Below are 10,438 nucleotides of genomic sequence, written 5' to 3'. Positions count from 1 at the left end.
AGCACCCGCCGCGTACGCGAGGTCAGCGTCTACATCCACATCGAGCCGTCGAAGCGCATGCGACGAAGTCGCGAGTCTCGACGGCTCGGACGCGAGACACCAGGGGGCCGCGAACACGCCGCGCCGCAGGCGCGGCAAGATGACCCAGTGTTGTACGACGAAGGCGGAGCGGGAGTGCCGATCCTGCTGCTGCACGGACTGATGGGCAGTGCCCGCACCTGGCGCGATCAGCTGGGCTGGCTGCGGAAGTTCGGCCACATCTACACCTTCGACGCCGCTGGTCACGGTCGCCCCGCACCCGTGGAGCTGACCACCGAGGCTTTCATCGATGACCTCGCTTCGGCGACGGCCGAAATTTCCGAACCCATGGTGGTCATCGGACATTCGATGGGTGGCCTGCACGGCTGGGTATTCGCGGCGCAGTATCCGCAGCGGGTGCGCGCGCTGGTGGTCGAGGATATCGCCCCCGACTTCCGTGGTCGCACCGCCGCGAACTGGGCGGCCATGATCGAGGCCTGGCCGCAGCCATTTCCGAATGCGGACGCGGTGTTGGACTTCTTCGGCCCGGTCGCCGGGCGGTACTTCCTCGACTCTTTCGATCAGGGTCCGGACGGCTATCGCCTACACGGTTCGGTCGCGACCTTCCGCGATATCTCCGAGGAGTGGGGGACCCGCGACTTCTGGGCGCAATGGCGCGCGGTCGAAGCGCCGGCGCTCTTGATCGAAGGCGAATTCACCATCACTCCCGAGGGGCAGATGCGGCAGATGGCCGAGGTCCATCCCGATGCCGTCTACGTCCGAATTCCGAACTCCGGACACCTGGTTCACGACGATCAGCCCGAGCGCTACCGCACCGAGGTCGAAGCCTTCCTTCGCAAAATTCTCGACCACCGCGTACGAGATTGATCTAGTCCGCTGGCCAGGGCTGACAAGTCGTCGCGTTCGTTCGATGACCCAGCATGTGGTTGGGTTTGCGGCCACTACAACCCCGGTTGCGATTGGTTCAGCCCTCGCCGGCCAGGGCGAACAGCCCGTCGGGAGTCTGTTCGATGAGACCGTCGACGAGCAGCGAGTCCAACGCGCGGTCGCGCTGGCCGGGATCGCGAGTCCAGGCCAGATCCAAGCGGATTCGCTCGACCGGACCGGTTGCGTCCCGCAACACATCGAGCAGCCGACCGCGCGCCTGACGATCGGTGCCCTCGTACTTCTGCGTCTTGCGCACCACATCGGAGACCGGCCTGCCCGCGGAAACCCACGCACATTCCGGCAGCGGGCAGCGCGAGCAGTCGGGTGTGCGGGCCGTGCACACCGTCGCGCCGAGTTCCATCAGCGCGGCGGAAAATATCGCGGCATGGTCGATTCGGCGCGGTAGTAGCGCTTCGGTCTCAGGCAGATCGCGCGACGAGGGGTTCCCGGCCGCCGCCCGCCCGTGCACCGCCCGCGCGACTACTCGGCGAACATTGGTGTCCACCACCGGCACTCGCTGTCCGTAGGCGAAACAGGCCACCGCCCGTGCGGTATACGCGCCGATACCTGGCAGGCTGAGCAGCACATCGACATCGGTGGGCACCTCGTCACCGTGTTCCTCGGCGAGCACCTTGGCGCATTCGTGCAGCCGCAATGCCCGCCGCGGATAGCCGAGCTTGCCCCACGCGCGCAACACCTCGGCCTGCGATGAGGCCGCCATGGCGGAGGGGACCGGCCAGCGCGCGACCCACTTGCGCCAGATCGGTTCGACCCGTACCACGGGGGTCTGCTGCAGCATGATTTCGCTCATCAGGATCTGCCAGGCGGTGACATTCTTGCGCCGCCACGGCAGATCCCGCGCGGTCGCCCGGTACCAGTCCAGCAACAACTCGGCATCCATCCGGTTGGTACCCGTCGTGATCTTGGGTTTTCCGCCTGCACGCCGTTGCGCTGCGCCGCCCTCCGACACTGCCCTCACCGTTCCTATTGTCCTGCGGCCGGTCTATATTTGCCGAGCCGTAACGAAACCGACTCGCTGGTAACCACTGCGATGTGCACAATGGTCGGTATGCCGGATTCCAACCCGATCAGTGCCTGGAAATCCCTTCGCGAGGGCAATGCACGCTTCGTGAACGGCAACCTGCTGCATCCTAGTCAGGGCGCAGCCGACCGGGCCAAGCTCGTCAGTGGCCAGCACCCACACGCGATCCTGTTCGGCTGCGGTGACTCCCGCGTTGCCGCCGAGCTGATTTTCGACCAGGGCCTCGGCGATATGTTCGTCGTGCGCACCGCGGGCCATGTCGTGGACAGCTCAGTGCTCGGCTCGATCGAGTACGGCGTACAGGTCTTGAATGTGCCGCTGATCGTGGTGCTCGGGCACGACAGCTGCGGTGCGGTGAAGGCCACCCTCGACGCGCTCGACGGCGGCGAGGTGCCCGGCGGTTTCATCCGCAGTGTGGTCGAGCGGGTCACGCCGTCGATTCTGATCGGCCGCAGGGAGGGACTGTCCACCGTCGACGAGATGGAGGCCAGGCATGTGGTGGAGACCAGCCGACTGCTCATGCAGCGCTCGATGATCATTTCGCAGCGCGTCGCGACGGGTGAGTGCGCGATTGCCTGCGTCACATACAAACTGGCCGAGGGCGAGGTCAAGCTGCAGCGGGTCGTCGGCAATATCGGTGAGCTGGTCTGATACCGCTGATCTGAGACGGCCGCCGGCGGGAGCGGAATTTACCTGCCGTGCGCGCGTTTTCCGATCCGACACGCCGGGGTCCTGAGTCGCTGCACCGGATCGTGCCCTTACCGTTGACTCCGTGCTGGAACCGAATGGACCGCTGCCTCCGGAGATCTACTGGCGACGCCGCGCGCTCGCCGTAGGCGTCCTGGTCGTGGCGCTCGTACTGGTGATCTGGTTGGTGTTGACGGTCACGCGCGGCGGCGATTCGCCCGGTACAACGAAGGCGGCCGCGACGAGTTCGGCGTTGGCGACGAATAAGCCAGCGGGCGCGTCGGCCTCGACGCCGCCACCGGCCACCGGCGAATCCAGTGCGAAGCCCTCCGGTACTACCGCCGCGGCCGCGAGCGGAAGTCAGGTCGCCGCGGGCACCTGCCCGGATCAGTCGCTGGCGGTGAAGGTGACCGTCGAGCAGCCGACCTACAAGACCGGCGAGAATCCGGTATTCGGCATCGTGATCACCAATATCTCGTCCACTGCCTGCTCGCGAGATGTCGGCTCCGGATTGCAGCAGGTCTCGGTGACCACCCTCGACGGCCAGCGCCGCCTGTGGTCGAGCACCGACTGCTACCCGGATGGCGCCCCCGATGTCCGCACCCTGAACCGCGGCGAACAGGCGGCCTTCATGGTCACCTGGTCCGGCTCGACGTCCCAACCCAACTGCGTGGGCGACCGCGTCCAGGTCCCACCCGGCGCGTACGCCGTTGTCGCCCAACTGGGCTCACTACGCAGCGCCGCCGAACCCTTCAACATCGCATAACCAGTGGTCATCGCGCATAGCCTGGGGGTAGTGCGAGATAGCCATTGGCTGTCGTGATCAGTTGGTTGTGCGGCAGCGGGTCAGAAGTCGGGGGCTGTTTCGGTGGGTGCGGCGCGCTGTTTGCGGAGACCGGCGAGGCGGATGGCTGATTTGACGTCGGCCACCTCGTGGATCTTCATGCCGCTCTTGGTGCGTGCCAAACCGGGGGGCACCAGGGCGGTGGTGAAGCCGAGGCGTTCGGCCTCGGCGAGTCTGCGCTCCAGGCCGGTGACCCGGCGCACCTCGCCCGCCAACCCGACCTCGCCGAGGATGACCCAGCCGACCGGCAGCGCCTGATCACGCTCGGCACTCGCAATGGCAAGTGCAACAGCGAGATCCGCGGCCGGTTCCAACAGACGCATGCCGCCGACGGTCGCGGCGTAGACGTCGTGCTTGCCGAGAAAAACCCGACCGCGGCTCTGTAGTACGGCGAGCACCATCGCGACCCGGTTGTAGTCCAGTCCACTCACCGCGCGCCGCGGATTCGGGATCTCGGTGTGCACGGTCAGCCCCTGCACCTCGGCGACCAGCGGCCGCTTACCGTCCATCGCCACCGTGACCGCCGTACCCGATACCGAATCGGTGCGGTGGTGCAGGAACAGTCCGGACGGATCAGTGACGCAGGAGATCCCGTCGTCGTGTAATTCGAAGCAGCCGACCTCATCGGAGCTGCCGAAGCGGTTCTTGATGCCGCGCACCATGCGCAGTGTGGAGTTCTTGTCGCCCTCGAATTGCAGCACCACATCCACCAGATGCTCGAGCGTGCGCGGGCCGGCGACATTGCCGTCCTTTGTGACATGTCCGACCAGCAGCACCGCGATTCCGCTCGCCTTGGCCAGTGACGTGAGCGCCGCCGCCACCGCGCGCACCTGGGTGACGCCCCCGATGGTGCCGTCCACCTCCGGGACGAGCATGGTCTGCACCGAGTCGACCACCAGCAGTGTCGGGCGCACCTGTTCGATATGGCCGAGCACGATCGACAGATCCGATTCCGCTGCGAGATAGACCCTTTCGTGCACCGCATTGGTCCGGTCGGCGCGCAGCCGAACCTGTCCGGCGGATTCCTCGGCGGTGACATACAGCGACTTCTCGTCGCGCTGGGTGGCCCACCGATGGGCGACCTCCAACAGCAGCGTCGACTTGCCGACGCCGGGCTCACCGGAGAGCAGTACGACCGATCCGGGCACGATGCCTCCGCCGAGCACCCGGTCGAGTTCCTCGACACCGGTCGGCCTGGCCTTGGTGACCTTCGAATCGATATGCGAGATGGGTGCGGCGGCGGTGCTCGGCAGCATGGCCTTGCGGCCGACCGGTGATGCCGCGGTGGCCGCCGATCCGGCTACCTCGTCGACGGTGCCCCATGCGCCGCAGTCCGGGCATTTGCCCACCCACTTGGCGACCTCGTACCGGCATTCGGAGCATCGGAAGATCGACTTGGTCTTGGCCACACGCGCACCTTACGTACCGCCCCCGACAATCGGGATACGAAAACGGCTGCCGCGCGAATGCGCGACAGCCGTACCTCGACCAGGGCAGTGGATCAGTGTCCGCCCTTGTGCTCGCCCTCGGTCGCGGCGGCCTGGCCTTCGTGCCGTTCGGTCCCCGCACCGGCGTCGACCGGCACCTGCACGGTGACGGTGCCGTTCTGCTTGAAGTTGAACGTCACCGCGTAGGTGAGCCCGGGGGTGATGTCCTTGGTCAGGCCGGTGATCTCGATCAGGCCCGGCTTCTTCTCCGGATCGACAGGGGTCTTCTCGCTGGCCGAGCCGGGCGCGGCGCTAGTGGCCGGAGCGGCGGTGCTGCTGGGCGTCGCACCGTGCTCGTCGGACTTGGCGGCGGGGGAGGTCGCCGCGACGACCGTCTGCTGCGGTGCGATCTGGAAGGCCGAGGCACCCGCGGGCGGGGTGATCTTCACCGTACCGAGGTCGGTGGTGATGCTGGTCAACTCGTCGGTGACGGTTTCGCCATTGTTGATGGCCGACAGCGCGATGATCGCCTTGCCGCCCTTGGCATTGGTGTAGTCGGTGCCAGCGGCCGGGAAGACGATGTGCACATTGCGCAACGAGATCCGGTCGATGTCGGCGTGATTGCCGTTGACCGCGGCGACCTGGGTCGCGGTCTGTGCGACCTGGCCCGCACCGCAGCCGGACAGCACGAGGGCCGCTCCGGCGGCGAGCGCGGCGACCGAAACCATGCGACGACGCGCCCCTGTCGAGGCGGTCACAGCTTTCAGGGCAGTCACGGGTTGTCCCTCCATGTCGACCGGGCTCACTCCGCTAGGGAGAGTAATAACTAGGCAGCGTAGTAGTAGCCTCCGCGGCGGGGGCGCGGGGGTTGTGTTGAATCTATGGTCCCCAGGGTTGGAAGGTTCGGACACCCCAATGCTCGGCATCCGTTGGGTAACGGTTTTTCGTGGCGGCAGCGTGGTTGCGGACACGCTGCTGGGCTCGCGGACCGTTCGGTGCGCTATTCGCGCCGGTCGATAACCTGTTCTGGCACAACGCAATGCACACCGCGCCGGTTCTGTCAACCCCCGCGGTTGGCTCGTTGTGGCCCTGACCTGCACAGTTGATCGCGCCGTTACCGAGTCGCATGTTAAACTGTGAACATCGAAAGGGGCACGGGACACATGATTTTTAAGGTCGGAGACACCGTCGTTTACCCCCACCACGGAGCGGCGCTGATCGAAGCAATCGAGACTCGCACCATCAAGGGTGTGCAGAAAGAGTATCTGGTCCTGAAGGTCGCCCAAGGTGACCTGACTGTGCGCGTTCCCGCAGAGAACGCCGAATACGTCGGCGTGCGTGACGTCGTCGGCCAGGAGGGTCTCGATCGAGTCTTCCAGGTGCTGCGTGCGCCACACACCGAAGAACCGACTAACTGGTCTCGCCGCTACAAGGCCAACCTGGAGAAGCTCGCCTCCGGCGATGTGAACAAGGTGGCCGAGGTCGTTCGCGACCTGTGGCGTCGGGAGCAGGACCGCGGTCTGTCTGCGGGTGAGAAGCGGATGCTGGCCAAGGCCCGTCAGATCCTCGTCGGTGAGCTCGCGCTCGCCGAGGGGACCGATGACGGCAAGGCCGAGACGCTCCTCGATGAGGTTCTCGCCGCGGCTTCCTGACCGTGAACGTTTCTAACAACGACGGATCCGTCGTTGCGTTGGTGCCTGCCGCCGGCCGTGGCGTTCGTCTGGGTGAATCGACACCCAAGGCGTTCGTCACGGTCGGCGGCACACCTATGGTCCGGCTGGCCGTCGACGGCCTGATCGCCTCCGGGGTGGTCGACCGGATCATCGTGATGGTCCCCACCGAACTCGTCGAGAGCGCCGTTGCCCTGCTGCCGCCCTCGGAGTCGGTGCGCGTGGTCATCGGCGGCGCCGAGCGCACCGATTCGGTGCGCTCCGGTATCGCCGCCGCCCCCGATGCCGCCCACTTCCTCGTGCACGACGCCGCCCGCGCATTGACCCCGCCCGAGCTGATCGCCCGGGTGGTCGCGGAACTGCGTGCCGGTGCCGAAGCTGTCGTGCCCGCATTGCCGGTGGTCGACACCATCAAATCCGTCGACGTGCGCGGCGAGGTCACCGGTACGCCCGACCGTGCCGGTCTGCGCGCCATTCAGACTCCGCAGGGTTTCGCCGCCGACTTGCTGCGCGCGGCCTATGCCGATGAGCGCCTGCAGGCCACCGACGACGCCGGTCTGGTCGAACTGCTCGGCACCCGGGTGCGCACGATTCCGGGCGACCCCATGGCTTTCAAGATCACCACTCGGCTCGATCTGGTGTTGGCGAATGCGGCGCTCGAGGGTGCGCGGACGGCAGGCCTGTCATGAGTGAGCGCAGCGAGCGAGCGTTCGACACAGCCGTGTGCATGGTCGTGCTGGAGCCGAGTGCTAGCGAGGCGCAGGCATGAGTGAGCGCAGCGAGCGAGCGTTCGACACAGCCGTGTGCATGGTCGTTCTGGAGCTGAGCGCTAGCGAGGCGCAGGCATGAGCATGCGCGTCGGCATCGGCAGCGATGTCCATCCCGTCGAAGCGGGCAGGCCGTGCTGGATGGCGGGTCTGCTCTTCGACGGCGACGATGGTTGCGCCGGACATTCCGATGGCGATGTCGCCGCGCACGCACTGTGTGATGCGCTGCTTTCCGCGGCCGGACTCGGCGATGTCGGCGCGGTCTTCGGCACCGGTCGGCCGGAATGGGCAGGCGTTTCGGGCGCGGCCATGCTCAAAGAAGTGCGAAGGCTCCTTGACGCGGCAGACTTCGAAATCGTCAATGCGGCGGTCCAGGTGATCGGCAATCGGCCGAAGATCGGACCGCGTCGCGCCGAGGCCCAAGAGGTACTCGGCGAGCTGCTCGGCGCCCCGGTCTCGGTGTCGGGCACCACAACCGACGGCCTCGGATTGACCGGCCGCGGCGAGGGCATTGCGGCAGTGGCTACCGCCCTGCTACAAGAGTGTCGCTGATCCAGCTTCCGCCGACCTGAGCCGCTCCGTGAACGGCCTTATCTACCAGCTAGGATCGACTTCCGTGACTCTGCGCCTTTTTGACACCGACACGCGGACCATGCGCGATTTCGCGCCACTGGTCCCCGGCCGTGCCTCGGTGTACCTCTGTGGCGCCACCGTGCAGGGGGAACCCCATATCGGCCATGTGCGCAGCGGAGTCGCATTCGACGTACTACGGCGCTGGCTACTCGCCCACGACTATGACGTGTGGTTCATCCGCAATGTCACCGATATCGAGGACAAGATCCTGACCAAGGCCGCCGAAGCGGGTCGGCCCTGGTGGGAATGGGCGTCCACGTACGAGCGCGCCTTCGACAACGCCTACCAAACCCTCGGCGTACTGCCGCCTTCGGTGGAGCCACGCGCGACCGGCCACATCACCCAGATGATCGATCTGATGCAGCGGTTGATCGAGCGCGGGCACGCCTATGCCTCGGAGGGCAACGTCTACTTCGACGTGGTCAGCTATCCGGAATACGGCAGCCTGTCCGGGCACAAACTCGATGACGTGCACCAGGGCGAGAGCGCCGGTGCGGGCAAGCGCGATCCGCGCGACTTCACGCTGTGGAAGGCCGCTAAACCCGGCGAGCCGACGTGGCCGTCGCCGTGGGGTCCCGGTCGGCCCGGCTGGCATCTGGAATGCTCCGCGATGGCCGAGTTCTACCTCGGTTCCGAATTCGATATCCATTGTGGCGGAATGGATCTGGTCTTCCCGCATCACGAGAACGAGATCGCCCAGTCCAAGGCGGCCGGTGCCGGTTTCGCGCAGTACTGGCTGCACAACGGCTGGGTGACCATGGGCGGCGAGAAGATGTCCAAGTCGCTCGGCAATGTGTTATCGGTGCCGAATGTGCTGAAAAAGGTTCGGGCCGTTGAACTTCGGTTCTACCTGGGTAGCGCGCACTACCGTTCGATGCTGGAGTACTCCGATAAGGCGCTCTACGATGCCGCGGCCTCGTATCAGCGCATCGAGGCCTTCGTGCATCGGGTGGCCGAGCGGGCCGGTGAGATCGCGGTCGGCAAGTGGACCGATGCGTTCGCTGAGGCGCTCGACGACGATCTGGCGATTCCACGGGCCTTGGCCGAGGTGCACCGCGTTGTGCACGAGGGCAATAAGGCGCTGGAGTCGGGCGCGATCGATGAGGCGGTCGAACTGGCCGGGCAGGTGCGGGCCATGCTGAATATCCTCGGCGTCTGCCCGTTCGACCCGCAGTGGTACACCCCACAGGACAATTCCGTCGCACTGGATGCCCTGGACGTGTTGGTGCGTGCCGAACTCGACCGGCGCCAGCAGGCGCGCGCCGCGAAGGACTGGGCCAGCGCCGATGCGGCGCGGGACCGGTTGCAGGCGGCCGGAATCGAAGTGACCGATACCCCACAGGGTCCGGAATGGTCGCTGGGCGCGGCACAGCATTCGCCGGGCGCGGTACAGCGTGGAAAGGCGAACTGATGGCAGGTAATTCGCAGCGTCGAGGCGCGATCCGCAAGGGCGGCAGCAAGAAGGGTGCAGTCGTCGGCTCCGGTGGGCAGCGGCGGCGCGGTCTGGAACCGCGCGGTGCGACCCCGCCCGCCGAGGCGCGCACCAAACATCCCGCCGCCAAGCGCGCGGCGGCCAAGGCGAAGGCAGCGGCGCAAGGCAAGTCGGGTCCGCGCGGTGGCGCTCGGCCGGCCGGACGTAAGAGCGACGACAGTCCGGAGATGGTGCTCGGCCGCAATCCGGTCGTCGAATGTCTGCGTGCCGGTGTGCCCGCGACCGCGCTGTACGTTGCCGTGGGCACCGAGAACGACGACCGGCTCACCGAAAGTGTGAAGATTGCCGCAGATGCGGGCATCTCGATTCTCGAGGTGCCGCGCTCCGAGTTGGACCGGTTGAGCGCCAACGGACTGCATCAGGGTGTTGCGCTGCAGGTGCCGCCGTATCGGTATGCCCATCCGGATGATCTGGTTGCGCGGGTCCAGGATTCGGCCGAACCCGCCCTGCTGGTCGCGCTGGACAATATCTCCGATCCGCGCAATCTCGGTGCGGTGATCCGTTCGGTGGCCGCCTTCGGTGGCCAGGGTGTGCTGATTCCGCAGCGCCGCAGCGCGAGCGTGACCGCGGTGGCCTGGCGCACCAGTGCCGGTGCCGCGGCCCGGCTTCCGGTCGCGCGGGCGACGAATCTCACTCGCACACTGAAGGATTGGGCGTCCAAGGGATTCCAGATCGTCGGTCTGGACGCAGGCGGTGATACCACCATCGATGATTTCGACGGTCGCATCCCGACCGTGGTCGTGGTCGGTTCGGAGGGTAAGGGCCTGTCCCGGCTGGTTCGCGAGACCTGTGATTCGATTCTCGGCATTCCGATGGCGGGGCCGGTGGAATCGTTGAACGCGTCCGTCGCGGCGGGCGTCGTACTCTCCGAGATCGCGCGCCAGCGCCGAGTCTGAATACCGAAGCTGGT

The 10,438-nt window shown here is 66.5% G+C and carries 11 protein-coding genes; 8 read left to right on the top strand and 3 right to left on the bottom strand.

Translation table 11 applies throughout. The annotated features are described in order from the left end of the window. Positions 1-147: 147 nt before the first annotated feature. Positions 148-906 carry an alpha/beta hydrolase gene (locus AB0J47_RS37285; protein WP_364357619.1) on the top strand — a complete coding sequence of 253 codons (759 nt, stop codon included), beginning with the start codon at positions 148-150 and terminating at the stop codon, positions 904-906. 97 nt (positions 907-1,003) lie between these two features. Here the strand turns inward: AB0J47_RS37285 and AB0J47_RS37280 are convergent, their stop codons facing one another. Further along, positions 1,004-1,867: an A/G-specific adenine glycosylase gene (locus AB0J47_RS37280; RefSeq protein ID WP_364357616.1), complete on the bottom strand. Its 864-nt coding sequence runs from the start codon at positions 1,865-1,867 to the stop codon at positions 1,004-1,006. A gap of 168 nt (positions 1,868-2,035) precedes the next feature. On the opposite strand from AB0J47_RS37280, the gene AB0J47_RS37275 reads away from it, so the two are divergent. Both AB0J47_RS37275 and AB0J47_RS37270 read left to right on the top strand, forming a co-directional pair. Further along, positions 2,036-2,659 carry a carbonic anhydrase gene (locus AB0J47_RS37275; protein ID WP_364357601.1) on the top strand — a complete coding sequence of 208 codons (624 nt, stop codon included), beginning with the start codon at positions 2,036-2,038 and terminating at the stop codon, positions 2,657-2,659. Positions 2,660-2,780: 121 nt separating this feature from the next. Next, positions 2,781-3,461, top strand: a complete 681-nt coding sequence (locus AB0J47_RS37270) for a hypothetical protein (protein WP_364357598.1) — start codon at positions 2,781-2,783, stop codon at positions 3,459-3,461. 80 nt (positions 3,462-3,541) lie between these two features. On the opposite strand, the gene radA is transcribed toward AB0J47_RS37270, so the two are convergent. Together radA and AB0J47_RS37260 are read right to left on the bottom strand one after the other, a co-directional pair. Then, positions 3,542-4,948, bottom strand: coding sequence for a DNA repair protein RadA (gene radA, locus AB0J47_RS37265; RefSeq protein ID WP_364357595.1), 1,407 nt, complete (start codon positions 4,946-4,948; stop codon positions 3,542-3,544). 92 nt (positions 4,949-5,040) lie between these two features. Next, positions 5,041-5,742 carry a hypothetical protein gene (locus tag AB0J47_RS37260; protein WP_364357592.1) on the bottom strand — a complete coding sequence of 234 codons (702 nt, stop codon included), beginning with the start codon at positions 5,740-5,742 and terminating at the stop codon, positions 5,041-5,043. 387 nt (positions 5,743-6,129) lie between these two features. Between AB0J47_RS37260 and carD the strand changes: the two genes are divergently transcribed. The 5 genes from carD (at position 6,130) to rlmB (ending at position 10,424) form a co-directional block, all read left to right on the top strand. Beyond that, a complete protein-coding gene (gene carD, locus AB0J47_RS37255) occupies positions 6,130-6,618 on the top strand; it encodes an RNA polymerase-binding transcription factor CarD (protein ID WP_040686206.1) in 489 nt (162 codons plus the stop codon). A gap of 2 nt (positions 6,619-6,620) precedes the next feature. Then, positions 6,621-7,325 (top strand): 2-C-methyl-D-erythritol 4-phosphate cytidylyltransferase, encoded by a 705-nt coding sequence (gene ispD / locus AB0J47_RS37250; RefSeq protein ID WP_364357588.1) that lies wholly within the window; start codon positions 6,621-6,623, stop codon positions 7,323-7,325. Positions 7,326-7,487: 162 nt separating this feature from the next. Beyond that, positions 7,488-7,955, top strand: coding sequence for a 2-C-methyl-D-erythritol 2,4-cyclodiphosphate synthase (gene ispF / locus AB0J47_RS37245; protein WP_364357613.1), 468 nt, complete (start codon positions 7,488-7,490; stop codon positions 7,953-7,955). A gap of 64 nt (positions 7,956-8,019) precedes the next feature. After that, positions 8,020-9,447 carry a cysteine--tRNA ligase gene (gene cysS / locus AB0J47_RS37240; RefSeq protein ID WP_364357585.1) on the top strand — a complete coding sequence of 476 codons (1,428 nt, stop codon included), beginning with the start codon at positions 8,020-8,022 and terminating at the stop codon, positions 9,445-9,447. Then, complete coding sequence (gene rlmB / locus AB0J47_RS37235) at positions 9,447-10,424, top strand: 23S rRNA (guanosine(2251)-2'-O)-methyltransferase RlmB (RefSeq protein ID WP_364357582.1); 978 nt, start codon at positions 9,447-9,449, stop codon at positions 10,422-10,424. The genes cysS and rlmB overlap by 1 nt, the downstream gene beginning before the upstream one ends. The last annotated feature ends 14 nt before the right edge of the window (positions 10,425-10,438 follow it).

It is taken from the genome of Nocardia sp. NPDC049737 (genome assembly GCF_040674755.1).
Classification (GTDB): Bacteria; Actinomycetota; Actinomycetes; order Mycobacteriales; family Mycobacteriaceae; genus Nocardia.
This window is presented reverse-complemented; position numbering and strand designations above follow the sequence as displayed.

What these genes read in the sequence shown, in the direction of transcription:
- AB0J47_RS37280 (WP_364357616.1), bottom strand. Translation starts at nt 1,867, where the DNA reads ATGGATGCCGAGTTGTTGCTGGACTGGTACCGGGCGACCGCGCGGGAT.
- AB0J47_RS37275 (WP_364357601.1), top strand. Translation starts at nt 2,036, where the DNA reads ATGCCGGATTCCAACCCGATCAGTGCCTGGAAATCCCTTCGCGAGGGC.
- carD (WP_040686206.1), top strand. Translation starts at nt 6,130, where the DNA reads ATGATTTTTAAGGTCGGAGACACCGTCGTTTACCCCCACCACGGAGCG.
- ispF (WP_364357613.1), top strand. Translation starts at nt 7,488, where the DNA reads ATGCGCGTCGGCATCGGCAGCGATGTCCATCCCGTCGAAGCGGGCAGG.
- rlmB (WP_364357582.1), top strand. Translation starts at nt 9,447, where the DNA reads ATGGCAGGTAATTCGCAGCGTCGAGGCGCGATCCGCAAGGGCGGCAGC.